26 protein-coding genes and 1 pseudogene are annotated in these 26,623 nt (G+C 49.8%); 12 read left to right on the top strand and 15 right to left on the bottom strand.

The window, feature by feature from the left end:
- Positions 1 to 92: 92 nt before the first annotated feature.
- Both clpA and clpS read right to left on the bottom strand, forming a co-directional pair.
- Positions 93 to 2,369, bottom strand: a complete 2,277-nt coding sequence (clpA, locus tag BIY29_RS03730) for an ATP-dependent Clp protease ATP-binding subunit ClpA (protein WP_121573803.1) — start codon at positions 2,367 to 2,369, stop codon at positions 93 to 95.
- Between the two features lie 29 nt (positions 2,370 to 2,398).
- On the bottom strand, positions 2,399 to 2,719 hold the full coding sequence (clpS, locus tag BIY29_RS03725) for an ATP-dependent Clp protease adapter ClpS (protein WP_121573802.1): 321 nt from the start codon (positions 2,717 to 2,719) through the stop codon (positions 2,399 to 2,401).
- A 346-nt stretch (positions 2,720 to 3,065) separates the two neighbouring features.
- Here clpS and cspD point away from each other — a divergent pair, with 346 nt between their 5' ends.
- A complete protein-coding gene (gene cspD, locus BIY29_RS03715; RefSeq protein ID WP_121573801.1) occupies positions 3,066 to 3,287 on the top strand; it encodes a cold shock-like protein CspD in 222 nt (73 codons plus the stop codon).
- 106 nt (positions 3,288 to 3,393) lie between these two features.
- On the opposite strand, the gene BIY29_RS03710 is transcribed toward cspD, so the two are convergent.
- Entirely contained in the window at positions 3,394 to 5,058 is a 1,665-nt protein-coding gene (locus BIY29_RS03710) for an ATP-dependent endonuclease (RefSeq protein WP_121573800.1), read from the bottom strand.
- Positions 5,059 to 5,344: 286 nt separating this feature from the next.
- Here BIY29_RS03710 and BIY29_RS03705 point away from each other — a divergent pair, with 286 nt between their 5' ends.
- The 3 genes and pseudogenes from BIY29_RS03705 (at position 5,345) to BIY29_RS03700 (ending at position 7,887) form a co-directional block, all read left to right on the top strand.
- Positions 5,345 to 6,244, top strand: coding sequence for a LysO family transporter (locus BIY29_RS03705; protein WP_121573799.1), 900 nt, complete (start codon positions 5,345 to 5,347; stop codon positions 6,242 to 6,244).
- A gap of 5 nt (positions 6,245 to 6,249) precedes the next feature.
- Positions 6,250 to 6,339, top strand: a pseudogene (locus tag BIY29_RS20500) (hypothetical protein); the annotation flags it as partial.
- Between the two features lie 102 nt (positions 6,340 to 6,441).
- Positions 6,442 to 7,887: a DUF2867 domain-containing protein gene (locus tag BIY29_RS03700; protein WP_121573798.1), complete on the top strand. Its 1,446-nt coding sequence runs from the start codon at positions 6,442 to 6,444 to the stop codon at positions 7,885 to 7,887.
- Here BIY29_RS03700 and BIY29_RS03695 read toward each other — a convergent pair.
- Positions 7,884 to 8,717 (bottom strand): N-acetylmuramoyl-L-alanine amidase, encoded by an 834-nt coding sequence (locus BIY29_RS03695; RefSeq protein WP_121573797.1) that lies wholly within the window; start codon positions 8,715 to 8,717, stop codon positions 7,884 to 7,886. The two genes, BIY29_RS03700 and BIY29_RS03695, sit on opposite strands and share 4 nt — an antisense overlap.
- 309 nt (positions 8,718 to 9,026) lie before the next feature.
- Between BIY29_RS03695 and artP the strand changes: the two genes are divergently transcribed.
- Genes artP through artJ (BIY29_RS03670) form a run of 5 tightly spaced genes read left to right on the top strand, consistent with a single transcriptional unit; the run spans position 9,027 to position 12,672 of the window.
- The gene (artP, locus tag BIY29_RS03690; protein WP_121573796.1) at positions 9,027 to 9,755 is read left to right on the top strand and encodes an arginine ABC transporter ATP-binding protein ArtP; all 729 of its coding nucleotides are present in this window, start codon (positions 9,027 to 9,029) and stop codon (positions 9,753 to 9,755) included.
- A 20-nt stretch (positions 9,756 to 9,775) separates the two neighbouring features.
- Entirely contained in the window at positions 9,776 to 10,507 is a 732-nt protein-coding gene (gene artJ / locus BIY29_RS03685; RefSeq protein ID WP_121573795.1) for an arginine ABC transporter substrate-binding protein, read from the top strand.
- A gap of 15 nt (positions 10,508 to 10,522) precedes the next feature.
- Complete coding sequence (gene artQ / locus BIY29_RS03680) at positions 10,523 to 11,239, top strand: arginine ABC transporter permease ArtQ (RefSeq protein ID WP_121573794.1); 717 nt, start codon at positions 10,523 to 10,525, stop codon at positions 11,237 to 11,239.
- The gene (artM, locus tag BIY29_RS03675; protein ID WP_121573793.1) at positions 11,239 to 11,907 is read left to right on the top strand and encodes an arginine ABC transporter permease ArtM; all 669 of its coding nucleotides are present in this window, start codon (positions 11,239 to 11,241) and stop codon (positions 11,905 to 11,907) included. Before artQ ends, artM begins: the two co-directional genes overlap by 1 nt.
- A 33-nt stretch (positions 11,908 to 11,940) precedes the next feature.
- The gene (gene artJ, locus BIY29_RS03670; RefSeq protein WP_121573792.1) at positions 11,941 to 12,672 is read left to right on the top strand and encodes an arginine ABC transporter substrate-binding protein; all 732 of its coding nucleotides are present in this window, start codon (positions 11,941 to 11,943) and stop codon (positions 12,670 to 12,672) included.
- A 57-nt stretch (positions 12,673 to 12,729) separates the two neighbouring features.
- Here artJ (BIY29_RS03670) and rlmC read toward each other — a convergent pair whose 3' ends face one another.
- The 10 genes from rlmC to nfsA all read right to left on the bottom strand — a co-directional run bounded on the left by rlmC (position 12,730) and on the right by nfsA (position 22,456).
- Complete coding sequence (gene rlmC / locus BIY29_RS03665; RefSeq protein WP_121573791.1) at positions 12,730 to 13,869, bottom strand: 23S rRNA (uracil(747)-C(5))-methyltransferase RlmC; 1,140 nt, start codon at positions 13,867 to 13,869, stop codon at positions 12,730 to 12,732.
- Positions 13,870 to 14,178: 309 nt separating this feature from the next.
- Positions 14,179 to 14,886, bottom strand: a complete 708-nt coding sequence (locus BIY29_RS03660) for a hypothetical protein (RefSeq protein WP_205680304.1) — start codon at positions 14,884 to 14,886, stop codon at positions 14,179 to 14,181.
- A 168-nt stretch (positions 14,887 to 15,054) separates the two neighbouring features.
- Positions 15,055 to 15,552, bottom strand: coding sequence for a YbjO family protein (locus BIY29_RS03655; protein ID WP_121573789.1), 498 nt, complete (start codon positions 15,550 to 15,552; stop codon positions 15,055 to 15,057).
- Positions 15,553 to 15,625: 73 nt separating this feature from the next.
- Positions 15,626 to 16,471: a putrescine ABC transporter permease PotI gene (potI, locus tag BIY29_RS03650; protein WP_121573788.1), complete on the bottom strand. Its 846-nt coding sequence runs from the start codon at positions 16,469 to 16,471 to the stop codon at positions 15,626 to 15,628.
- Positions 16,468 to 17,433 (bottom strand): putrescine ABC transporter permease PotH, encoded by a 966-nt coding sequence (potH, locus tag BIY29_RS03645; RefSeq protein WP_121573787.1) that lies wholly within the window; start codon positions 17,431 to 17,433, stop codon positions 16,468 to 16,470. Before potH ends, potI begins: the two co-directional genes overlap by 4 nt.
- Before the next feature lie 14 nt (positions 17,434 to 17,447).
- Complete coding sequence (potG, locus tag BIY29_RS03640) at positions 17,448 to 18,581, bottom strand: putrescine ABC transporter ATP-binding subunit PotG (protein ID WP_121573786.1); 1,134 nt, start codon at positions 18,579 to 18,581, stop codon at positions 17,448 to 17,450.
- Positions 18,582 to 18,700: 119 nt separating this feature from the next.
- On the bottom strand, positions 18,701 to 19,810 hold the full coding sequence (gene potF, locus BIY29_RS03635; RefSeq protein WP_121573785.1) for a spermidine/putrescine ABC transporter substrate-binding protein PotF: 1,110 nt from the start codon (positions 19,808 to 19,810) through the stop codon (positions 18,701 to 18,703).
- A 379-nt stretch (positions 19,811 to 20,189) separates the two neighbouring features.
- Positions 20,190 to 20,669 carry a type III secretion system chaperone family protein gene (locus BIY29_RS03630; RefSeq protein WP_121573784.1) on the bottom strand — a complete coding sequence of 160 codons (480 nt, stop codon included), beginning with the start codon at positions 20,667 to 20,669 and terminating at the stop codon, positions 20,190 to 20,192.
- A 157-nt stretch (positions 20,670 to 20,826) separates the two neighbouring features.
- Positions 20,827 to 21,723 (bottom strand): 30S ribosomal protein S6--L-glutamate ligase, encoded by an 897-nt coding sequence (rimK, locus tag BIY29_RS03625; protein ID WP_121573783.1) that lies wholly within the window; start codon positions 21,721 to 21,723, stop codon positions 20,827 to 20,829.
- Between the two features lie 13 nt (positions 21,724 to 21,736).
- Positions 21,737 to 22,456, bottom strand: coding sequence for an oxygen-insensitive NADPH nitroreductase (gene nfsA, locus BIY29_RS03620; RefSeq protein WP_121573782.1), 720 nt, complete (start codon positions 22,454 to 22,456; stop codon positions 21,737 to 21,739).
- 324 nt (positions 22,457 to 22,780) lie between these two features.
- Between nfsA and BIY29_RS03615 the strand changes: the two genes are divergently transcribed.
- Positions 22,781 to 23,044 (top strand): GrxA family glutaredoxin, encoded by a 264-nt coding sequence (locus BIY29_RS03615; RefSeq protein ID WP_121573781.1) that lies wholly within the window; start codon positions 22,781 to 22,783, stop codon positions 23,042 to 23,044.
- An 89-nt stretch (positions 23,045 to 23,133) separates the two neighbouring features.
- On the opposite strand, the gene BIY29_RS03610 is transcribed toward BIY29_RS03615, so the two are convergent.
- Complete coding sequence (locus BIY29_RS03610; RefSeq protein WP_121573780.1) at positions 23,134 to 23,505, bottom strand: inner membrane protein YbjM; 372 nt, start codon at positions 23,503 to 23,505, stop codon at positions 23,134 to 23,136.
- Between the two features lie 343 nt (positions 23,506 to 23,848).
- Between BIY29_RS03610 and BIY29_RS03605 the strand changes: the two genes are divergently transcribed.
- On the top strand, positions 23,849 to 25,537 hold the full coding sequence (locus BIY29_RS03605) for an aspartate:alanine antiporter (protein WP_121573779.1): 1,689 nt from the start codon (positions 23,849 to 23,851) through the stop codon (positions 25,535 to 25,537).
- 376 nt (positions 25,538 to 25,913) lie between these two features.
- Complete coding sequence (deoC, locus tag BIY29_RS03600; RefSeq protein WP_121573778.1) at positions 25,914 to 26,594, top strand: deoxyribose-phosphate aldolase; 681 nt, start codon at positions 25,914 to 25,916, stop codon at positions 26,592 to 26,594.
- Positions 26,595 to 26,623 lie beyond the last annotated feature (29 nt).

The following is a 26,623-nucleotide window of genomic DNA, read 5'->3' as shown; positions in this document are numbered from 1 at the left end:
CGCCTCTTTGCGCAAAACATTGACAAAAAAGGGTGATGCCTGAGCATCACCCTTTACCTTATTAACTTCGTATAACCGACCAGACTTGCCCCTTATTGGACTGCGCCTTCCGTTTTACGCTTCTGAGCGCTCTGGAAACCATAAGTCAGTTGCTGAGACTCTTTATCCAGTTCAACTTTGACAGAGCCGCCATCGACCAACAAACCAAACAGCAGTTCATTCGCTAAAGGTTTTTTCAGGTTTTCCTGCATCACTCTCGCCATTGGTCGTGCGCCCATAGCTTTGTCATAACCCTTCTCTGCCAGCCAGTCACGCGCTTCGTCACTAACTTCCAGCGATACACCTTTCGCATCCAACTGTGCCTGTAGTTCAACGATGAATTTATCCACCACCTGCTGAATAACCTCCGCAGACAGATGATTGAACCAGATAATGCCATCAAGACGGTTACGGAATTCAGGCGTAAACACTTTCTTGATCTCTTCCATCGCGTCGGTGCTGTTATCCTGCTGGATGATCCCGATAGAGTTACGCTGGGTTTCCCGTACGCCAGCGTTGGTGGTCATCACCACGATAACGTTGCGGAAGTCGGCTTTGCGGCCATTATTGTCGGTCAGCGTACCGTTATCCATTACCTGCAACAGCAGGTTGAAGACATCAGGATGCGCTTTCTCGATTTCATCGAGCAGCAGTACAGAGTGAGGGTGTTTAATCACCGCATCAGTCAGCAAACCGCCCTGATCGTAACCGACATAGCCCGGAGGCGCGCCAATCAAACGGCTGACGGTGTGACGCTCCATATACTCGGACATGTCGAAGCGCAGCAGCTCAATATCCAATGCTTTCGCCAGTTGCAGCGTGACTTCCGTTTTCCCCACGCCAGTCGGCCCGGCAAACAGGAAAGAACCAACGGGCTTACGCTCTTGCCCTAGCCCTGCCCGGCTCATCTTGATTGATTCAGACAGTGCTTCAATCGCTTTGTCCTGACCAAACACCAACATTTTCAGGCGATCGCTCAGGTTTCTCAGTACATCACGATCGCTGGCCGACACCGTTTTCTCAGGAATACGGGCGATACGTGCCACCACAGATTCGATATCCGCCACGTTAACCGTTTTCTTTCGCTTGCTGATTGGCATCAAACGGCTGCGGGCGCCCGCCTCATCAATCACATCTATCGCTTTATCCGGCAGATGCCGATCGTTGATGTATTTCACCGCCAGTTCCACTGCCGCACGTACCGCCTTCGCCGTATAACGTACGTCATGGTGAGCTTCATACTTCGGCTTTAGGCCGTTAATGATCTGTACGGTTTCTTCCACGCTGGGCTCAGTGATATCAATTTTCTGGAAACGACGCGCCAGCGCCCGATCCTTTTCAAAGATATTGCTGAATTCCTGATACGTTGTAGATCCAATCACGCGGATTTTGCCGCTGGATAACAGAGGTTTAATCAGGTTGGCAGCATCAACCTGACCACCGGAGGCCGCACCCGCACCAATAATCGTATGAATTTCATCAATAAACAGGATGCTGCTCTGATCTTGTTCAAGCTGTTTCAACAACGCCTTGAACCGTTTTTCAAAGTCGCCCCGGTATTTTGTCCCGGCCAGCAAAGAGCCGATATCCAGTGAATACAGCGTGCATTCCGCCATCACTTCCGGCACGTCGCCCTGCACAATACGCCAGGCAAGCCCTTCGGCAATCGCCGTTTTACCAACGCCCGATTCCCCCACCAGCAGCGGGTTATTCTTACGGCGACGGCACAGAACCTGAATGGTTCGCTCCAGTTCTTTGTCCCGGCCAATAAGGGGATCAATACCGCCAACACGCGCAAGCTGGTTCAGATTGGTGGTGAAGTTTTCCATACGGTCTTCCCCTCCGGCCTGTTCTTCATTGACGGGATGCTCCGGGTTTGGCGCCTGCCCGGACTCTTCTTTACGCGTGCCGTGCGAGATATAATTCACCACGTCCAGACGGCTGACATCATGTTTACGCAGCAGGTATGCCGCCTGAGATTCCTGTTCACTGAAAATGGCGACCAGGACATTTGCCCCGGAAACCTCGCTGCGCCCCGATGACTGGACATGAAAGACCGCACGCTGCAACACCCGCTGGAAGCTGAGTGTCGGCTGCGTTTCACGCTCATCATCACTTTTCGGCAATGTTGGCGTGGTTTGTTCAATAAAGGTTTCAAGCTCCTGGCGAAGCGCGGTCAAATCCACCGTGCAGGCTTCCAGTGCTTCACGTGCGGCCGGATTACTGAGCAGAGCCAACAGCAAATGCTCCACGGTCATAAACTCGTGTCGGTGCTCACGCGCTCTGGCGAAAGCCATGTTGAGACTGAGTTCCAGTTCTTGATTGAGCATAGGCCCCTCCCCCAATAAATTGCCTGACTTCAGGCTTTTTCCAGCGTACAGAGCAACGGGTGCTCATTTTCTCTGGCATAACGATTTACTTGTACAACTTTGGTTTCAGCCACTTCAGCGCTGAATACGCCACAAATCGCTTTTCCCTGATAATGAACGGTCAGCATCAGTTGCGTTGCACGTTCAATATCATAAGAAAAGAACTTTTGCAGAACGTCAATAACAAATTCCATCGGCGTGTAATCATCGTTGTTCAATAACACTTTATACATTGATGGCGGTTGCAGTTTTTCTTTGTATTGATCTGCAGTCAGGTTCTCTGATTGTGGCCACGTCTTGTCGTTTCCCATTGTCTGTCCAACGTCATCTGAATATCATCGTACTGAACTGTATTTACAGTAGCATGTCTGGTTTTTATTTTACCATCCAGGAACCAAAATCGCTGCCAGAAAGCAAGACTCATTGTTTCTTATCCCTCGAATTCGCTACGTAACACTGAACAAAAGCCGCCAATAGCGTTATCTGCATCAAATTTTGACAAACTGATCCAGGGCTTAAAATGTGGATCGCTTGACGCCGGGATCGATTTCACTAAAGTGTAGAGTTGAATTGATGAGGTTTTAATCAATTCGTATTCACTTTAACCAAATAACCTACACCTTAATATAAAGAATACTCTTGCGAAGGATGTCATGCATGGAGACAGGTACTGTTAAATGGTTCAATAACGCCAAAGGTTTTGGTTTTATCTGTCCTGAAGGGGGCGGTGAAGATATCTTCGCTCACTACTCAACAATTCAAATGGACGGATACCGAACGCTAAAGGCTGGACAGGTTGTCAGGTTTGATGTTCATCAAGGGCCGAAAGGGAATCATGCAAGTCTGATCGTACCTCTGATCAGCGAAACTGTTGCCTGATAAGTACTGTTCTTTACCTAAAATCGCCTCAACGCATACATAGGTTAGTACAAAAAATGCTGGTCTGTTCGACCAGCATTTTTATGGTGGGCCAGCGCAGACAACATCAATCCGCCCGCCCTCTGGCCAGCCAGAGTACTCTGGAAAACATACCGCGAATCAATGGCGGTATAGATTCACTTCCCCGTGTCGCGGCTTCCATCGCCACCTCAATAGCCAAATCGGGTTTTGACGATCGGTGAATCGCTTTGACGATGATTTTATGCATCGAGAGCGGCACCTTTTCAGGCAGTTGCGCGACACGGTGATAGACATGTCCGAATCCTGCACGATACATATAATGTTCCATATCCGGCGCAGGCAAAACCGTCAGATGATCCCGATCGCTTTCGCCCTGCATCGTTAACAGGCTTTGCGCTGTTGCAGCATACTTTTTCCCCGCCTCATCACCATCGACCAGCACATGCCATTCAATGCCCATTCGCCGGGCGAACTTCAGTAATGGCCGTAACCCCGATTGGGCAAACTCAATAACTTTAACGCCTTCGGCCTCAAAATGATGGCCGCACTGGCGCGCCAACTCATTCAGCATCCAGACTTCCGTTTCGCCTTCCACCAACAGCCAGCAGCGAGCAAATAACGACGCTGGCCGGTTGAAGCGAATATGAAAGGCAATTCGCCGACTGTCTTCCGCACTCATCCCCTGTCGGCCAATACGGTACGTTGCAACACGTGATGATTCCCGAACCAGACGACAAACCTGCTCCATCGGAACCAGTGACAATAGCTCGCCCGAATTGGTGGTAGTGATTTTCTGCAACGGCAACTGCATCAATAACCCCCATGCCACCGACAGCATGATCGGGTGCAGCCGCGTTTCCGGATCTTCAATGACCAACAGAGGACGTGAATGCAGATCCAGCGCCACCGAACCTTTGGCCTGCAATAACGTGGAAAATAATCCCAGTAGAATAATTCGGCGGCTGCGGCTATTCGGGTCAGCGATAAGACGATTGATATTATCCAGTGAACGCCAGTATTTACCATTGTGAGCGCGCGCATACCGGTGGTGACGCCGCTCATTGAAGGGGGCGTTTTGCTCAGAAAAATAGTGCTCAAGCAATTGACGCATCGCCACCAGCCCTTGCCGCAATTCCTTATCGGTCAACTTTTGCGGGTTTTGAAGCAGTTCGCCCATCAGTTGTTCAAACTGCCGCGCCAGTTTTTCATTACTGTTATCAGTGGTAACGTTCAGGTCTCCCGAACGTAAACGCCGCATAAACCGTGCATCCCGCAGGCGCAGCACCGGATGTAAACGGATAACTTCACCGACCAGTTCATCAATATCATTGAGTGGTATCGGGTGCCCTTCGGCATCTAGAAAACTTCGCCAGGTAAATACCGATTGGCTCTCGTCGACTTCACCTTCCAGACGGTAGAAAATGCGGTATAACGATGCGTCCCCTTCTACCCATACGCGATTCAGGGTACGGTAACGCGGCATAAGGTGGTGCCCGGGGGCCGTTTCACAGAAAGTGAAGATCACCTGTAGGTGACGTTCACGACTGGTTTCATCACCCGGCGTAAAATGAAAATCCTGTAAATCAAAATGATAAAGCGGCAATGTCGGCGCCAGCAGCAGAGATAACGCATCAAGCAGGCTGGACTTCCCCCACGCATTCTCACCAATCAGCACAGTATTATCATCCAGCCCCAATGACAGACGATTAATCCCCCGGAACCCCACAATTTCTACGTTTTCCAGATGCATCCACGTCTCCTGTTTTTGTCTCGCTGATACGGCCGTGATAATAAAACAACCTATGGCATAGGTGAGGTTGATGACAAACCCATAGCGGTGAGATCGAGATACCCGGGCTTATCGCACCGAGGGGCGCTGTCCCTAATATCGGACTTTGTTAGCAGTCTGAACCTATTGCATAGGTTATGCCTCCAGGCGATACTTTACTCAAGATGATAATTTGTTTAATTTTAATAGATTATGTCATTTTTCCCGCCTGCAACCGGCTTTTCTCTCTAAGGACGTCAATTCTGTGATGTATTCAGGGTTATTAATCATTCTATTACCGCTCATGTTTGGCTACCTGGTGCCGCTGCGCGCCAAAAAAGCATTACAGTCAATTAATCAGTTGTTGAGCTGGATGGTGTATATCATTCTGTTTTTAATGGGCATCAGTCTGGCGTTTCTGGACAATCTCGGCAGTAACCTGTTACTGATTTTTCGTTACACCGTCGTCTGCGCCGCCTGTATTGTCACGGCGAATATTGCAGCGCTATGGTTATTGGAAAAACGTTATGCATGGCATGGCAGCCATGAACAGGAAGCGCTTCCCTCGCGGCTGCATTTGATCATGGAATCGTTCAAATTGTGCGGGGTGGTCTTCGGAGGATTTCTGCTGGGGTTAACCCAGTGGTCCGGTCTGATTTATGCCAGTCAGGGTAGCGAATACGCGCTGATATTGTTGCTGTTCCTGGTAGGAATACAGTTACGTAACAGTGGCATGACGTTGCGCCAGATTGTTTTGAACCGTCGCGGTATGATGGTCGCACTGGTGGTCTGCGTCAGCGCACTTGCGGGCGGCATACTGGCGGCATGGCTGCTCAATTTACCACTGAAAACCGGGCTGGCGCTAGCCTCCGGTTATGGCTGGTATTCGTTGTCCGGCATCCTGCTGACCGACGCTTTAGGCCCGGTTATTGGCAGCTCGGCCTTTTTTAACGATCTGGCCCGTGAGCTGATTGCCATTATGCTGATACCGGCGCTGGTACGGCGCAACCGTTCCTGTGCTTTAGGCATCTGTGGCGCCACATCCATGGATTTTACTTTACCCGTGCTACAACGCAGTGCGGGAGTAGGTATGGTGCCAGCCGCCATTGTGCATGGTTTCCTACTTAGCCTCGCCGGCCCGATCCTGATGGCCTTTTTTTCCTCATAACCACCGATGCCTACTCCGCTATTATTCTGGCAGTCAAGCTGGCTGAGAAATTGGGCGGCGGCATCAACGATCTGCCACTCGGCCTGTTTCTGTCATAGTTTGAACAGAAGGCTGTCTTCATCCTGCTGCATTCCCCGTTTCCCCGCTATAGTAATACCTGTATTGTTAATTTTCTTGAGCAGTGGAGCTTATCACTAATGACATCTCAACCTGCGCCAGTGTTGATTCTGGGCGCCAGCGGCTATATTGGCCGCCACTTGACCGAGCGACTAAGCCCGCGGGGCGGCCGGGTTATTGCGGCGTCCCGTCATATCGACTCGCTGGCGGAGCAAAAGTGGCCCGGAGTCGAGTGTCGGCAGGTTGATCTTTGCAAACCCAATGCCCTGCCGGATGGCCTATGGGATGCGGAGATTCTGTATTATCTGGTGCACAGCATGGGTGATGGCGATAACTTCGTCGCCAAAGAGCGTCTGGCCGGGATGAACCTGCTACTGGCGCTCTCGTCCAGCAGGGTAAAGCACATTATTTATCTGGGTGCCTTACAGCCGAAAGGCGACAGTTCACCACATATACAGGCCCGAAAAACGACAGGGGATATCTTACGCAGTAGCAGCATCCCGGTTACTGAACTACGGGCCGGTATTATCATTGGCGCTGGCTCCGCTGCGTTAGAAATCATGCGGGATATGGTTTACAACCTGCCGGTGTTAACTCCGCCTCGCTGGGTGCGTTCAAAATCGTCCCCTATCGCGCTGGAAAACTTACTGGTCTACCTGACAGAAATCATCCGTCACCCCTCGTCAGAAAACCGGATTATGGATGCCGCTGGCCCTGAATATATTAGCTATCAGACCATGTTTGAACGCTTTATCCAGATCAGTGGTAAACGACGATTATTGCTCCCGCTCCCCATACCTACCCATCGGGTTTCCGTATGGTTCCTGCACTTGATTACGTCCGTTCCCCCGGCCATTGCCCAGGCGCTTATACAGGGGCTTAAGTATGATCTTCAGGCCGATGGTACGGCGTTGCAGGCCCTGATCCCTCAGACACTGATCAATTTTGATGAAGCGGTGCGGACTATGCTGCAAAGTGAAATGGAAACGATGCAACGCGCAGACTGGGGCGACGACACTGAAGTCCGGGCTCGCTGGAAGCCGGACTACGGCTTCTATCCCAAGCAGGCCGGGCATTCGGTTAACACATCGGCGTCCAGCCAGGCGCTGTGGCAGGTTGTTCAACAGATAGGCGGCAAAGAAGGCTATTTCTATGCAAATGTACTGTGGAAACTGCGGGCAAAGCTGGACGACCTCAGCGGCAACCACGTGGTCTATGGTCGCCCGGATCGCCCTACCCTTGAGATCGGCGATAAAATTGATGGCTGGAAAGTTATCTCCATCAAACCACAGCGGCAACTGGTTATGCTGTTTGGGATGAAAGCGCCGGGCCTGGGGAAACTCACGTTTACCATTACAGATAAAAGCACATACCGCACGCTGGATGTACGCGCACGATGGCACCCTGCCGGCCTCAACGGACTCATTTACTGGTTTTTAATGATGCCGGCTCACCTGTTTATTTTTCGCGGCATGGCGGCACGTATTACCGAACTGGCAGAGAAACCCTCATCACCCTTGATTTAATTATCTGCGCCGCCGTATTTCTCCAGCAGCGCGTCTACAATAGCTTCAGTCTGCGCATCCGCCTCCCCCCGATAATTCTGTGGACGGAAGTGCATTTGAAAAGCCGAAATAACCTGCCGCTTCTGACGATCGGTCATATCTTCCGGTACGGCGTAACCGTAGCGGGCCAGTTTCGCCAGCAGGCTGGTCATATCGACCGGCTGCGTATTATCCCGGCCATTAAGGTAAAAAATCACCCTCGATGCTTCCGGCCATGCCCCAATGTCAGCCTGAGCAAGCTGTTGCCACGGAAATAGCGGGCCGGGATCCTGCTTACGCAGTGGGGCAATATCGCTGTGCGCCACCACGTTTTGCGGCGTAATCTGATAACGTTCAACAATCTGTCGGGCAATATCGGTCAGTACCGCAATCTGAGAAGGAGGAAATGGCGTCCACGATACTCCGATTAGCGTCCGCTGATAGCCAGGGTTTTCAAGCTCAATACCAATCGATGAGAGATTAAGACGGGTAAAACCGCGCCAGCTACTGGCCCCGGCGTGCCATGCCGCCTGCGATTCCGGCACCAGTTGCCATACCACCGGTTTGCCCCGCTCAAACGGTGGCTGCGCAGGGATGAGGTAATGCGCGCTGACGTGTTCATCCGTCAGCGTATTCAGCGAGGTGGGGAAATCCTCCGCCGTGTAGTGGATCACCAGAAAACGGATCCGCGCCGACTGCGCCGTAGCCTGATGCGCCGTGTCTACTTTATAGCGCCCCTGATCCTTTAGGGAAGAGGTTGACTGGCAGCCGGTCAGCAATACCAACATCAGCATAGTGATACATTTGATCATAAGATTCCCGCTACCCAGTTGATGAGAGTGATACACTCTACACCGTTTTTTTCTCGGAACGCCTTGAATTGAAATAACCTTTTTTCACCAGAACGGCGCCCTGTTTAACGGCCTTTACTCTTATTAAGCAAATTATCTGTTCCACTTATTTCTGCCCCGACAAATCTGGTCTGATTGCGCGGAAGCCAGTATTTCGTGCTATTATTTAAGCAATAAATCGCTTATTAGCATATTTTAACCTACGGTGATTGCATAAGTATTCTGCCGACGTTAACATTCGCCGCATCAATGGCTATTCAATTCTTACGCATGAGTATTCAACTAAACAGCATTAACTGTTTCTACGGCGCATATCAGGCGTTGTTCAACATCACTTTTGATTGTCCTGCGGGTGAAACGCTGGTTCTGCTTGGGCCAAGCGGCGCCGGTAAAAGCTCTCTGCTGCGCGTTCTGAATCTGCTGGAAATGCCGCGTTCCGGCACACTGGCTATCGCGGGAAATCAATTTGATTTCGATCATGCCCCCGGTGAAAACGCCATTCGCGAATTGCGTCAGAATGTCGGCATGGTTTTTCAGCAATATAATCTCTGGCCCCACCTGACGGTCGTACAAAACCTGATAGAAGCCCCCTGCCGTGTGCTTGGATTGAATAAAGATCAGGCCCAAGCCCGTGCTGAAAAGTTGCTGACCCGTTTACGTCTGAATGATTTTGCCGACCGTTACCCCCTCCATCTTTCTGGTGGTCAGCAACAGCGAGTCGCCATTGCCCGAGCCCTGATGATGGAGCCACAGGTGTTGTTATTTGATGAACCCACCGCGGCACTGGATCCTGAAATTACCGCTCAGGTGGTGAGCATCATCCATGAGCTGTCGCAAACCGGCATTACTCAGGTGATCGTAACCCATGAGGTAGAGTTCGCACGGAAAACAGCCAGCAGAGTGGTGTATATGGAAAACGGGCATATCGTGGAACAAGGGGATGCCGCTCATTTCGCCCAGCCACAGTCGCCCGCATTCGCCAGTTATTTATCACATTGATTGATACCGGGAAAATTACAATGAAAACATTAATCGTTGCAGCATTATTCGCTGGAGTCAGCATTTCCGCCAGTGCAGCGGAGACGATCCGTTTTGCCACCGAAGCCTCTTACCCTCCGTTCGAATTCATTGACACCGACAATAACATTCAGGGCTTTGACATCGATCTGGCTAACGCACTGTGCAAAGAAATACAGGCGACCTGTACATTCAGCAATCAGGCATTCGATAGTTTGATTCCAGGTCTGAAATTCCGTCGTTTTGAGGCGGTTATCGCGGGGATGGATATCACGCCGGAACGTGAGCAACAGGTGTCTTTTACCCAACCGTACTATGACAACGCCGCACTGTTCATTGCCCAAAAGGGCAAAGTCGCCGGTGTTGCCGCGCTGAAAGGGAAACGCGTCGGCGTACAAAACGGCACCACACATCAGAAGTACCTGATGGATAAGCACAGCGACATTGCCACTGTGCCTTACGACAGCTATCAGAATGCCGTTTTGGATCTGAAAAATGGCCGTCTGGATGCGGTATTCGGCGATGCCGCCGTGGTGAACGAATGGCTTAAACAGAATGACAATCTGTCCGCCGTGGGTCAAAACGTGACGGACAAAGACTATTTCGGCATTGGTCTGGGCATTGCTGTTCGTCAGAACAACGATGAACTGTTGAAAAAATTCAACGATGCTCTCAGCAAAATCAAGCAGGATGGCACTTATCAGACCATCTACCAAAAATGGTTCCAGCAGTAAGTAATCTGACGCTCAATGATTGAATTTCACCCTCTTGCCAGCGCCGCCGGGATGACCGTCGGCCTTGCCGTTTGTGCACTGGTGCTCGGACTCATACTTGCCATGCTGTTTGCCATTTGGGAAACCGCCCGCTGGAAAGCGGTCAGTTGGTGTGGAACCGCGCTGGTGACGCTATTGCGCGGCCTGCCGGAAATTCTGGTGGTGCTGTTTATCTATTTTGGCTCATCCCAATTACTGCTGATGCTGGCAGACGGCTTTACCCTGAATCTGTATCTGGTGCAGATCCCGGTAAAACTGGACATTGAGATGTTTGAAGTCAGTCCGTTCCTGTGCGGCGTCATTGCACTGGCCCTGCTGTATGCCGCTTACGCTTCCCAAACGCTGCGCGGCGCACTGAAAGCCGTGCCACAGGGGCAATGGGAGTCCGGTCAGGCGCTGGGGCTAAGTAAATCGGTTATTTTTATCCGCCTGATCATGCCGCAGATGTGGCGTCACGCTCTGCCGGGGCTGGGCAACCAGTGGCTGGTATTGTTGAAAGATACCGCATTAGTTTCACTGATCAGCGTCAATGACCTGATGCTGCAAACCAAAAGCATTGCTACGCGAACGCAGGAACCCTTCACCTGGTACGTGATCGCCGCCGCCATTTATTTGGTGATTACGCTGATCAGCCAGTACGTTCTAAAGCGAATTGAACTGAGAACCACGCGTTTTGAACGGAGGCCCTGCTGATGCTCGCTTACTTACCTGCGCTGCTCAATGGCTTGCATACCAGCCTGACTCTCACCGTGGTTGCCCTTATTGTGTCACTGCTGCTGTCGCTGCTGCTGACGGTGGCGCTGACGTTGAAAACGCCGGTGATATCCTCCCTGACAAAAGGCTATATCACGCTGTTTACCGGTACGCCGCTGTTGGTGCAGATATTCCTGATCTACTACGGGCCAGGTCAGTTCACTGCTATCCAGCAAATTCCGTGGTTATGGCACCTGCTGTCACAGCCCTGGCTTTGCGCCATGACCGCACTGGCGCTCAATAGCGCCGCCTATACCACGCAGCTATTTTATGGTGCGGTAAAAGCCATCCCTGACGGGCAGTGGCAATCCTGTGCGGCACTTGGCATGTCACAGAAGCAAACACTGCATATCTTATTGCCGTTTGCGTTCAAACGCGCACTCTCATCCTATTCAAATGAAGTGGTGCTGGTGTTTAAAAGTACCTCTCTGGCTTATACCATTACCCTGATGGACGTCATGGGTTATAGCCAGTTGATGTATGGCCGCACCTACGACGTGTTGGTTTTCGGCGCTGCGGGCATTATCTATCTTTGCGTCAATGGATTACTGACCTTGCTGATGCGTTTGGTTGAGCGACGTGCGTTGGCGTTTGAACGGCGAAATTAATCTCCAAAACATAAAAACAGACGGGAGTAGTACATGAAGAAAATATTGATCGCCGCCTTACTGGCTGGCATAACATGCAGCGCAATGGCCGCAGACACGATCCGCTTCGCTTCATCAGCGGGCTACCCACCATTTGAATATCTGGATGCCAATAACGATATCGTAGGCTACGATATCGATTTGGCGAAAGCGCTGTGTAAACAGATTGAGGCCACCTGTACCTTTACCAATCAGGCATTTGACAGCCTGATCCCCGCACTCAAATTCCGACGCTATGATGCGGTTATTTCAGGTATGGATATCACGGCTGAACGTAGTAAACAGGTGGCATTTACTCAACCCTATTACGCAAATTCAGCAATTGTTATCGCGCAAAAGGGCAAGTTCAGCGATTTTTCCGCCATGAAAGGTAAACGTATCGGCATGGAAAATGGCACAACCCATCAAAAATACATGCAAGATAAGCATCCTGAGATTCAGACCGTTTCTTACGATAACTATCAAAATGCGGTGCTGGATCTGAAAAATGGCCGCATCGACGGTGTGTTTGGTGATACCGCTGCCGTGAATACGTGGCTGAAAACCAACCCGGACCTGGCGGTGGTCGGTGAACATGTAACGGATGCGGAATACTTCGGTACAGGATTGGGTATTGCCGTTCGTCCGAACGACAAAGCCCTGCTGGAAAAACTGAATATGGCCCTGGACGCCATTAAAGCGAACGGTACTTATCAGGCGATTAACGATAAGTGGTTCCCACAGTAATTATCTGATGTCCACTGCGCGGCCGCACATGCCGCGCAATCTTTCTTACTTCCCCCGCTATCCGTTCACACCCTCTCTGTACAACAGCGTCAATACTTCATAATGGGCTGTGTGCGGGAACATATCAAACAGTTGTATACGCAAGGTACGATAGTGGCTCAGTGCATCCATGTCCTTGACCATGCTTTGCGCATTGCAACTGGAGTAGAGAATATAGTCGGGCGCCATACGGTTCAGATAGGCGCATAGCTCACTGCCAATGCCCCGGCGTGGCGGATTCACCAGCACCAGTTGCGGGATCTGTTCGTTACCAGTGGCAAACTGTGTTGAGTCCAGCGCCTGAAACGCTATCTGGGTTAATCCTAATTGTTCGGCAGACAGACGAGCGCAGGCAATGGCTTCGGCGCTGATCTCGATACCGGTCAGACGCATCTGTGGTGATGCGCAGTGCAGGCCAAATCCTCCCACGCCGCAGAATAAATCCCACATGCTGCTGACATGCAATTCAGCCACCCAATCACGGGCGGTAGCATACAGGGCGCTCGCCACCTGTGGGTTGGTCTGGAAAAAACTTTGCGGGCGGATATAGAGCGGAACATGGTTGAACCGCTCCGCCAGCGACGCCGTGTCGCTAAGTATGATTTCCGTTTTCCCTTCCATAATCGCCTGATGTATCGGCTGAATATTCACTGATATCACCTCAAGCTGAGGTAACTGCTGTTGCAACCACGGTAGCGCCGCACGCAATTGTGCGAGTTTGGTTTCTGAACGTAGCACAAAGCGCAACATAAAGACGCCACGGTGGGTACTTTCCGTCAAAAGCAGATACTTTAACTCCCCACGCCGACGGGCGACGTTATAAGGCGTCAACCCTGCTCTGGCGATAAATATTTTCAAAACGTCAAACACCGGGCTAAAGCTGTCGGGGTAAAGCGGACAATCACACAAATCGACCGCCGTACCATCCCGATGCAGCATACCCAGCAATGGCCGCTCAACACTCCCGCTGACCACCATTTTCGCTTTGTTGCGAAACGCGGACTGCGCCGAAGGACAGGTGGGCATCCATTGCTGAACAGCACGTGACTGTAGTAAATCAGCAAGGTGTTGCTGTTTATCAGAGAGTTGCTGTGGATAGGCTTTTTCCAACCATTGGCAGGAACGGCAGGTTCCTGCGCTATATCGCGCACAATGCATAGACAAAATCTAACGATAAGAGGGGTCAAAACTGGATGGGGCGGATTGTACCACCCCCAGAAAATAAAATAAGGTGCCTCATAACGTTTCGAATCAATGCCAGCAAAGCACAGCGCGTCTTAAGATACCCTTAGTACATGGAACCAGGGACAATCATGGCCTGATATTAATAAGGAATAATTTTGATTGAACGTTCAAATGACGGAGGCTTTTTAAACGACGATATCAGGTTTTATTACTCACGTGGCCAGGGGGTTATGGAAGTTTTTTCCCCTTGCAACTGCCTTTCGCTTGCCGTAAAAGCATTATTTATCGCGGTAGAACATAGTTTTTCCCATAATTATCAAGCCATTCGTGCATATTTTCATTTATATGGCAGTTTTGCTCCTTATGTTGAAACTTCAATTTCGTTCGCAAATTCAACTCCAGAACACCCTGGCCGGTCCAGGAATCAACTATCACCCCTTTAGGAAAATCATTACAAGGATCAATAACAATGTAATTATGACTCAGTTTGTGGTTGCTTACTATTTTGAATTCGTCGAGACCTAACCGGTATTTTAGAGCTATAGCAACCTCTAATGCTTGCATATCGCAGTTTGAAAAACCGTATTCCCTGCATTTTTCGAGACATCTGGACAGTTCCTTAGGTGACATCTCAATCGCGCCGCGCAAGCCATGATCGGCGGTATTATAAATATAGGATTGTTGCAACAATCCAAGAGATTTTAGCGTTTCTGTCGGATACGCTCTTTTCGCCGCATCCGTATATTGTTGCGCTCTTCTCATCGTCATAAGAGAATCAGAATCCAATTTGTTCGGGTTATTTATACGATCCATCGCCATTTGATAGCCAGTTGTGGATAAACGGGTTCTGTCGCCAATTTCTATTGTCAGTGCGCTAATTCGTTCAGATAGCGCTGCTGAACGACTTGATGAAGCCGCCGCCACACCAGAAGATGAAACAGAGGAAGAGGACCAGGTGGATGCAGGGGAGTATCTGTTGATTCTATCCATACAAAATTTCAACTCTCTCAATTAGGGTTAATTAATGCATAAAAATGCCCTGATTGAGTGCATTGAAATATCGCTAAGTTCCCCTTGTCAGTGATTGAGTTACCGCATTATCGACCTTTATCGCCAGCAGCGTTTTCAACGCCGCTTGCAGCGGTCCGCAGGGCGAGTCTAATGGATGAGACGAGTAAAAAAACGCCGACTACGGCGCGGGAAGAAGAGCAGAAAGATCACCAGTAAATCCGGTATTTTCTGTAATAACAGTTGGTGCAGCACCGCTGCATTGTTTTCGCCAGAAATATGGAATATTGCCGGGAAATATTCACTCACAGATGCAAGCAGCATATACAGTACCACCAGGCACTGGCAGGCAACATAGCCCCAACGCCCCCAGTTAGCGCCGGTCAACACAGCAAATCCACAGCGTATCTCAGCACAAACAATCACCATAGATAACAGTAAAACCAGCGTTGACTCCCATGATTGCGCACTGCTCCCTACCCAGTCCCCCAGGCCGCTCAACCCTAATTCCCAGACCAACAATAAAACGCCCACAAAACGGGTCGCAATAATAGCGATCCCCGCTACCATGATGGGAACCGGGGCGTAAGCTTTTCGCTGTATAACTTCTTTTTTACGGTCCAGAATTTCCCCTCTCTCTTGATACATAACAACAACGCCACCAGACTATGGCGGCGTTGTTGTTAACTCAGCGGATTGATAAAAAAAGACGTGCGGCGAATTACCCTCGCCTCGCTTTTTGCATATCACGCTGATGCTGTTTCTCAGCCTTTGCCATAAACCACCAGGCAATAAAACCAATAACCCCTACCACCAACAGTATCAAAGAAGCCAGTGCGTTAATCTGCGGATTAACTCCCATCCTCACGCTGGAGAACACCAGCATCGGCAGCGTGGTTGATCCCGGCCCGGCAACGAAACTGGCAATAACCAGATCGTCCAGCGAAAGGGTAAACGCCAGCAACCAGCCAGAGATCAACGCCGGGGCAATCATTGGCACCGTAATAATGAAGAAAACCTTTAACGGCGTGGCGCCCAGATCCATCGCCGCCTCTTCAATAGATCGATCCAGCTCACGCAGACGTGCGCTAACCACCACCGTGACATAGGCGGTACAGAATGTCACATGCGCCAGCCAGATGGTGAGCATTCCGCGCTCCGCCGGCCAACCGATAGCGTGCCCCAGCGCCACAAACAGCAGCAACAGCGAAAGCCCGGTGATCACATCCGGCATGACCAGCGGCGCGGTCAGCATAAATGCAAAGCCGTTTGAACCGCGAAAACTGCCAAACCTCACCATCACCAACGCCGCCAGCGTACCTAATATCACCGCCATTGTGGCGGAGGCCGCCGCAATCGTCAGGCTGAGAACGACTGCACTGATCATGGCGGAATTATGGAACAGCTCGACATACCAGCGCGTCGACCATCCCGCCCATACCGTCACCAGTTTGGAGCTGTTGAATGAATAGATCACCAGCATCAACATGGGCGCGTAGAGGAACGTAAAACACAGCACCAGAATAACGATGCGCCACGGCGAACGAACAACCGGCAAACTGTTCATGCTTCACCCTCCGATGCTTTGCTCTGATGCTTGTGGAACCAGATAATCGGAACGATCAGCAACAACAGCATAATAATTGCCACAGACGACGCAACCGGCCAGTCACGATTGTTAAAGAACTCCTGCCAGAGAATACGGCCGATCATAATGCTATCCGGGCCTCCCAGCAGTTCAGGGATCACGTACTCGCCCACGGTTGGGATAAATACCAGCATCGACCCCGCAATGATCCCGCCTTTGGTCAACGGCACGATAACGCTAAAGAAAGTTTTTAACGGACGGGCGCCTAAATCGAGTGAGGCTTCAACCAGCGAGTAATCCAGTCTGGTAAGCGCGGTATAGATCGGCAACACCATAAAGGGCAGATAGGAGTACACCACGCCGATATATACCGCCAGATTGGTATGCAGAATCACCAGCGGCTGATCAATAACGCCGAGCCACAGCAGGAAATTATTCAGAATACCGTTATTTTTCAAAATCCCCATCCAGGCATAGACACGGATAAGAAATGATGTCCAGGAAGGCAAAATCACTAATAACAGCAGGATATTACGGGTAGAAGGCTTGCTATGCGCCACCGCCCAGGCCAGCGGATAACCAATCAACAGGCAGCACAACGTTGACACCGCCGCGACCTGCAATGATTGCAGGTAGGCATCAACATAGAGCGGGTCACTTAGCAAATGCAGATAGTTCGCCAGATTTAATGAAATATCCAGCCGGTCGTCCACCCAGGAAATCAGGTCGGTATAAGGCGGCACCGCACGCGCCATTTCCGCCAGGCTGATCTTGAATACAATCAGGAAAGGCAGCAGAAACAACAACAACAACCAAAAATAAGGCAGCGCGATCACCAGCTTGCGTCCGTGATCCTGACGCCAGCGAGCCATCAATCTGGTTAGCCGCCCTCTTTCCTCGATCGGCGGCTCCACGGTGTTATGTTCAGGAAACATTGTCATGGCGTCATTCCTCGTTACACCGTCAGTACGACACAACTGTCAGCATCCCAACACAACCGCATTTCATCGCCCCAGGTCGGCATACCTTTGCGGTAACGATAGGCATTCTGCAACTGTGCGCTGATAATCTGCCCGCTGTTCAGTCTGACATGATAAATCGACAAATCACCCAGATAGGCAATGTGGATAACTTCCCCAACGGCAAAATTGCAGCCATCGGGCGGCGTTTCATCACAGAGCATGATTTTCTCTGGCCTGAGGGCGATATAAACCGGCACGCCATCCACCACGGAAGCATCGGAATCGACCTTCAACGGATGTACCAGCCCCGGACTTTGGATAATCAGTGCATCATCCCGGCGCTCTGTCAGCACTCCCTCAAACATATTGACTGAACCAATAAATTCAGCGCTAAAACGGGTATTAGGGTGTTCGTATATTTCTTCCGGCTCACCGATCTGAACAAATTTTCCGCGATTCATGATGGCGATTCGGCCTGCCATCGTCATCGCTTCTTCCTGATCATGCGTCACCATTACGCAGGTTACGCCGACACGCTCCAGAATATCGACCACCTCAAGCTGCATTCGGTCACGCAGTTTTTTATCCAGCGCCCCCATAGGTTCATCCAGCAACAGCAGTTTAGGGCGTTTTGCCAGGCTGCGGGCCAGCGCCACGCGCTGACGCTGACCACCGGAAAGCTGGTGCGGTTTGCGGGCGGCATACTCCTGCATATGCACCAGCGTCAGCATTTCTTCCACCCGATCTTTGATTTCAGAATGGGACAACCGATCCTGCTTAAGACCAAAAGCAATATTCTTTTCCACCGACATATGGGGAAACAGAGCATAAGACTGGAACATCATGTTGATTGGTCGCTGGTAGGGAGGAACCAGCGAAAGATCCTCACCATCCAGGACTATTTGTCCCTGCGTTGGATGTTCAAAACCTGCCAACATGCGCAACAGCGTGGACTTTCCACAGCCGGATGCGCCCAGCAGGGCAAATATCTCGCCTTTATAAATAGTCAGACTGACATCATCAACAGCGGCATGACCATCAAATGACTTGGTCAGATTACGTACTTCCAGCAACGGTGTAACCGCTTTTTGGGGCTTGGGCTGGGGGCGGGGAATAGCGTCATTCACTTAGTATTGCTCTCCGGCAAAAGCAGAACACACCACCGCATTAATCAAGGCGGCGACACATAGAGTAAAGTACAAACAGGCGGGGTTAGCCGCCTGTTATTTATCATGATGAAAAGCGTTTATTTACCACTTTTTACCTTCGTCCACGCTCGGGTACGGGTACGATCAATCTGTGGTGATTGAACCTTGAGCGTGAACAGTTTGGCACGTACATCCGCAGGCGGATAGATACCCGGATCGTTGCGAATATCCTCGTTTACCAATGGCACCGATTCTTTGTTCGCACTGGCGTAATACACATGATTGCTGATATTGGCGATAACGTCAGGTTTCAGCAGATAATTCAGGAACTGATAGGCAGAATCCACATTCTTGGCGTCAGCAGGCATAGCAAATACGTCAAAGAAAGCCATCGCCCCTTCTTTCGGGATACTGTAATGAATATTGACGCCATTGTTAGCTTCTTTGGCACGGTTAGCGGCCTGCATTACATCCCCCGCCCAGCCAATGGCCACACAAATGTCGCCGTTGGCTAGATCGTTAATATATTGAGATGAATGGAAGTAACGAATGCTGGGACGTAATTTTAACAACAAATCTGTCGCTGAGGTTGTGTAGTCATCCGCTTTTGTACTGTTAGGATCTTTGCCCTGATAGTTCAAAACGGTGGCGAAAATTTCTTCGGGCGCATCCAGGAAAGAGACGCCGCAGCTTTTCAGTTTTTCCAGATTCTCTGGTTTCAGCACCAGATCCCAACTGTTCACGGGCGCATCCGCCCCCAGCGCAGCTTTGACTTTATCAACGTTATAACCAATCCCGGTAGTCGCCCATAAGTAGGGCAGCGCGAATTTGTTATCTGGGTCGTGCTGGGCAATCAACTTCAACAGTTCAGGATCAAGATTTTTGTAATTTGGCAGCCTGGTTTTATCCAATGGCTGAAATACCCCCGCCGCAAGCTGGCGCTCCAGGAAGCTGGCAGAGGGTACGACCAAATCAAACCCGGTGCTGCCAGCCATCAGTTTGCCTTCCAATACTTCATTGGAGTCAAACACGTCATAAACCACTTTAATGCCCGTTTCCTTCTGGAAATTTTGTAATGTCTCCGGTGCAATATAGTCAGACCAGTTGTAAATATGCAGCGTTTTCTCTTGCGCAGATGCGGTGACGGAAGCGGCCATCAGCAAGCTGGCAACAACACCCGATAACCATTTTTTACGTTGGGTGAACATCCGTTCCTTCCTCCATACCAGGGGGTGATTCATGGGAATAAACTTGTACCATACAGATACAAAACTCGTCCTGCGTCTATGCGGCAGCGATAAAAATCATGCATGGCTATGCACTCAATTCATCATAGTAGACACCGATATAAATAGGATATTATCGCGTAACGACTACAGAAATTAAGCATAACCGCACTGCACCAGTCATACCATAGTCGAACGTAAAAAATGGTTTTTATCGATTATTTATTCACGTTTTATCTATGTAATACGGACATTTACCAGTAAACAGAGATAATGCCCGGCAATTCCGCTATAAATGCAGAATAAACGTCTGGTAATGAAAAATAAGAAAAACTGATTGCTACCGTTGAAAAAAATAGAATTAATGAAGGTGAGATGTATTCATTCTGCCAGCAGAGATATCTTCTTCATCCCCGATAAACAGCAGATTATTGGCGCCGGCTTCTAAAATCACCATTGAGATTTGCTCTTCAGACTGCTGCATGAAATGCCTGAACTGTTCCACCGTCATACCCGCGGCAACGCTGAAAGACTGGCAGACAATCAACTTCGGCAAATTATCATCCTGAACATCAATAAATGCTTTTACCGTCAGGGAACTGGCGTTGATTTGGCTCAAATCGCCGACTAACGGTATTAACGCGCTGGGTTTCACTTCCGCCAGAGCAGAAAACAGCACCACGTTATCCACCAGATCGACTTTCGCATCAAACACCCCGTCAAAATTTTGCATGTGAGGCAAATGAAGCGCCTGGCAGGAATCGCACTCAAAAAAAACAATGTTTAATTGATCCAGCCACCGCCGTAGCATAGCCAAATCCGGGACGATGAGTGAATCCATCATTTTCTGCCTCATACTGACTGTTGTTAAAAAGGGCCATAGCTTACGGAATATTCCGTTCTCATGCCATGATAAACACATCTTTAATCAGATTAAACCGCGATAAACCACCAACAACCCGTTTGCTATTTTAGCGCCCTGACCGGCATTCGGAAAACTAACTTTTTTTCACCGATAGCGCACGTACATGCTGTTCAATAAATTCAATCATCATGCCTGCAATATTAATCCCGGTGGTGGTTTCGATTCCTTCCAGCCCCGGAGAGGCATTCACTTCCATCACTAAAGGGCCTCTTGCAGCGCGCAGAATATCCACGCCCGCCACGTTCAGCCCCAGCGTTTTTGCTGCTTTGATGGCAATGGCCCGCTCTCCGGCGGTAATCCGGACTTTACTTGCCGAACCGCCACGATGCAGATTGGAACGGAACTCCCCCGGTTTAGCCTGCCGCTCGATCGCCGCCACCACCCGGTTGCCGATGACCAGGCAGCGGATATCCTTGCCATTTGCTTCCCGAACATACTCTTGTACCAGTATGTGGGCATTCAGTCCCCGAAAGGCATCGATAACGCTTTCAGCGGCCTGCCGGGTTTCAGCCAGCACCACGCCGATGCCTTGCGTACCTTCCACCAGCTTAACCACCAGCGGCGCACCACCGACCATCTCTATCAGGTCACCGGTATCATCGGGAGAGTGAGCAAAGCCAGTAACCGGCAAATCGATTCCTGCACTGGCTAATAACTGCAAGGAGTGTAGTTTGTCACGGGCACGGATAACCGCGACGGAATTATTCAGCGGGAAACCGCCCAACATTTCAAACTGGCGCAGCACTGCCGTACCATAAAATGTGATAAGCGAACCAATCCGCGGGATGACCGCATCATATTTTGCTAACCGTCGGCCACGATAATGCACTGAAGGCGCCGCCGAATTAATATTCATATAGCAGGACAGCGGATCAATAATATCAATCTGATGTCTGCGCCCTTCCGCAGCTTCGCGCAGACGTTTGCAGGAATATAACGAACCGTCACGAGACAGAATAGCTATCTTCATAAATGCACGGATACTACCGTATCGCCCATCCTTGTTGATGTAAGTAATCCAGCATAAACGGACGTAGCTCTTTTTTCAGCGAACGCTGTACATGCGCACTCCAGCTATCACGGCGATCGCCGGTACGCTGTAGGTAATACTCCATCAGTTGCTGGTCATATTCTGCCAATTTCTCACGATCAAGTGGCTGATAGCCATTCTCGTGGATCAACATTTCAGGTGGCATCCGAGGTTTTAACAGAGGATTTGCATCAGGATATCCCAGGCAAAGTCCAAATAGCGGTAATACCTGTTGAGGCAGTTTCAGTAACGTAGTGACATCCGCAATGTTATTACGGACCCCACCGATAAACACGCCGCCCAGGCCTAATGATTCTGCGGCGATCAGGGCATTTTGCGCCATCATGGCCGTGTCGACACAGCCTATCAGCAACTGCTCCGCCAGCCCGGTTTCCGCCTGTGGGAATATTTGCAGGTGACGATGGAAATCCGCACAGAAAACCCAAAATTCCGCCGCCTGCGCGACATAACCTTGTTCACCGGTATAGTGAACCAGTGTTTGCCGAATCGCGGGATCGGTAATGCGGATAATTGAACTGCACTGTAAAAAGCTGGAGCTGGACGCACTCTGCGCGGCGGCAATAATCACGCTGCGCTGTTCATCCGTCAGCGGCTGTGACGTAAAAGCACGGATGGAACGATGGCGTCGTAGTAGATCAATGGTGGGCGTCATGCTGTATATCCCTCACAAATTAAGGTACTTGACGGTGAAAAACCGTGATAAATCGCTTCATAATGCCATCTGAATCCCAGACAGACCGACGCAATCAACATATAATAATCCGCATAGCGCAAGGATTATTATATGTCAGCCGGCACCTCATACCAACGCCCGTCTGTGCATCACGACATAGCGATAGGTAAGGCGAATCGTTATAACAGGTAATTACTGCTTTTTTTCATGGCCTAATGTGGGCATAGTAACCCCATTAAAAATAGGCATTAGGCCAAAGTTTTTAGAAAAATAATCTTTTCACAATTTTATTAAGGAGTTTACATGTTCGCTGTTATTTTCGGGCGTCTTGGCTGCCCTTACTGTGTGCGTGCGAAAGCATTGGCAGAAAAACTGACAGAACAGCGTGATGACTTCAAATACCGCTATGTGGATATCCATGCGGAAGGCATCACGAAAAACGATTTATCGAATACCGTAGGTAAACCTGTTGAAACCGTGCCACAGATTTTCCTTGATGAAAGACATATTGGCGGTTGCACTGATTTCGAAGCTTACGCAAAAGAAAACCTGAGTTTGTTCCAGTAGCGTTTGTTTCAGTAACAACGGCTTCAGCATATAGAAAAAGACGCGAAATGCGTCTTTTTCTATATGCTGATACATAAACAGAAGATTGTTCAGCGAAAATACCGCCGGTAGATCGCATGAAAAAATAAAAACCCCAACGCACCCAGTACACTCCAGAAAACGGCGCTCAACACATAGGCCAACTCCTGCCAGAAAGAGTGAGGCGGTGAGCGCCAAAAATGCAGTATAAACAGGCACAGCGGCATGGCTGTCAACGATCCTATCAACGGATAAAGCAGCCGTCCCCGTGCAGACAGAAAACTGGCAATCATGCCGGGTAATAAAAAAAACAGCATTCCGGGGTCGCCGTGCAATCCATTCCCTGCAACCGTATCGGACGCATTCATTTTTTGGCTCAAAAAAACCACGGTAAACAATAAAAAACAGCAGGTCGCACCACCCCAACCTTTATCGCTTGCCATATACTTCCTCTGTTGATATGCCCCACGGCATACTTGTCTGATACCGTAAAATGGTTAAATCTGGCGCAATAAGCAAGCGTGTCTGAACATCTCCGATATGACACAAAGTGAGGTATCACCACTATTTATTCGGCATATACTGGTTGTCCGGTCAACAAACATCTAGAATAGTGGCGCCACAATAATTGCACTGAATAATTTATACTGACATGCCATGTCTGATTCCTTACAGCGGACAGTTATTTATGATGTCAGTGGAATTTTGTACGTATATGTATGGATAAATTTAGTCCCTATAACCATTTATATCAAGAGCTTACTGGTAAACAACAAGTTACATCCCATGAATATAAACGTCGCTGATTTGTTAAACGGGAATTACATTCTGCTGCTATTCGTGGTTCTTTCATTAGGACTCTGTCTTGGAAAATTACGCCTGGGGCCAATACAACTCGGTAATTCTATTGGTGTTTTAGTTGTATCGTTATTACTAGGGCAACAACATTTTTCGATTAATACTGAAGCACTAAGTCTTGGTTTTATGTTATTTATTTTCTGCGTCGGCGTTGAAGCCGGGCCTAATTTCTTTTCCATTTTTTTCCGTGATGGTAAAAATTATTTAATGCTGGCGCTGGTAATGGTTGGCAGCGCGCTGCTTTTAGCGCTTGGACTAGGAAAGTTTTTCGGCTGGGGGATCGGGCTGACGGCAGGTATGCTAGCAGGCTCCATGACGTCAACGCCCGTGTTGGTCGGTGCCGGTGATACCTTGCGAAATATGCCCAGCATCGGTGTGCGGATCGGTATAGAGCAGGATCACCTTAGCCTGGGTTACGCCCTCACCTATCTGATTGGTTTAGTCAGCCTGATTTTTGGTGCGCGCTACCTGCCCAAATTACAGCATCAGGATTTACCCACCAGTGCCCAGCAAATTGCCCGTGAGCGAGGGCTTGATGCCGACAGCCAAAGGAAAGTCTACCTTCCGGTTATTCGCGCTTACCGCGTCGGGCCGGAACTGGTCGCCTGGGCTGATGGTAAAAATCTGCGGGAACTGGGAATTTACCGCCAGACGGGCTGCTACATCGAACGTATCCGGCGTAATGGTATTCTGGCAAACCCTGATGGTGACGCCGTGTTGCAAATCGGCGATGAGATTTCCCTTGTTGGCTACCCCGATGCTCACGCCCGCCTCAATCCTAACTTTCGCGACGGGAAAGAGGTCTTTGACCGTGACCTGTTGGATATGCGCATCGTGACCGAAGAGATTGTGGTGAAAAACCACAATGCTGTCGGTAAACGCCTCAGTCAGTTAAAACTGACCGACCACGGCTGTTTCCTTAACCGCATCATTCGCAGCCAAATTGAAATGCCGATTGATGATGGCGTGGTACTGAATAAAGGTGATGTATTGCAGGTAAGCGGCGACGCCCGACGGGTAAAAGGCATCGCTGACAGAATCGGTTTTATTTCTATTCACAGTCAGGTGACTGACCTGCTGGCCTTCTGCGCTTTCTTTATCATCGGCATCATGGTCGGCCTGATCACCTTCCAGTTCAGTAATTTCACATTCGGCGTAGGAAATGCTGCGGGCTTATTGTTTGCCGGCATTATGCTGGGTTTTCTGCGGGCCAACCACCCGACTTTCGGCTATATACCGCAAGGGGCGCTGAATATGGTGAAAGAGTTTGGCCTGATGGTATTTATGGCAGGCGTTGGGTTAAGCGCTGGCGGCAGCATCGGTCGTAGTGTTGGTGAGATAGGCGCGCAAATGCTGATATCGGGGTTGATTGTCAGCCTGGTGCCGGTAGTTATCTGCTTTCTGTTCGGCGCTTATGTTCTTCGGATGAATCGTGCACTGCTATTTGGCGCCATGATGGGCGCACGAACCTGCGCTCCGGCAATGGAAATTATCAGCGATACCGCCCGCAGTAATATTCCGGCTTTGGGATATGCCGGAACCTACGCCATCGCCAACGTATTGCTGACATTAGCGGGTTCACTTATTGTTATTATCTGGCCCGAATTGCCGGGTTGATGAAAGATGTAAAAAATCGTTAATATTTCATAGAAAAGACAGAACTTTTCTTTAAGGCCAGAGTCTGAATGAGTGCCACTGCTTTTCTTTAGATATCCCCATATTGAGGAGCCCATCGTTCCCGCCCTTAAGGTTCAAGATCGATGGGCCTTTTCTTTTCTCCGAAATGACTTCAATACCACTCTCTCACTGACATCAAGCCAATTTAATTCCGATGTTACTTAAATAAAAAATAATAATCATTTGTTATTAAAACAACATAAACCACCCAGAAAGTACGATATTTTATGCAAAAAACAAATGATAGTTATAAATTCCCATAAAAATGTTATAATTATAACAATAAGATTTTATTGAATAGCTCCGGGAGCCAGTAATGATCACTGAAACGCGCAATTACGCACACTATATCGACCATACCCTGTTGGCCGCCGATGCCACTGAACAACAAATCATCAAGCTATGTGATGAGGCAAAAACACATCACTTTTATGCAGTTTGCGTCAACTCAGGCTACGTGCCGTTAGCCGCCGATCAGTTGAAAGGTACAACCGTCAAGGTGTGCTCGGTGATTGGTTTCCCGCTCGGCGCGGGCCTGACGTCGGCCAAAGTCTTTGAAGCGAAAGCCGCCATTGATGCCGGCGCGCAGGAAATTGATATGGTGATCAATATTGGCTGGTTAAAAAGCGGTAATGTTACCGCCGTTAAAGCCGATATTCATGCCGTTCGCCAGGTTTGCGGCGCGATACCATTGAAAGTAATCCTGGAAACCTGCCTGCTTGATGATGAACAGATCGCCCTGGTTTGTAACCTTTGTCGTGAACTGGAGGTGGCGTTTGTTAAAACATCTACGGGGTTCAGCACCGGCGGCGCTCGTGAAGAACACGTGAAACTGATGCGCAAAACGGTAGGCCCGGAGATGGGGGTTAAGGCATCAGGCGCAGTACGCGATCGTCAGACGGCAGAAATCATGATCCGCGCAGGCGCTACCCGTATCGGCACCAGCTCCGGCGTTGCGATTGTTTGCGGCGAATCGGCTGCCACAGGAAACTACTAATTACTGTCCCGCTAATGCAGGATCATTAT

It is taken from the genome of Brenneria alni, from assembly GCF_003666245.1.
In the GTDB taxonomy this organism is placed as follows: Bacteria; Pseudomonadota; Gammaproteobacteria; order Enterobacterales; family Enterobacteriaceae; genus Brenneria; species Brenneria alni.
This window is presented reverse-complemented; position numbering and strand designations above follow the sequence as displayed.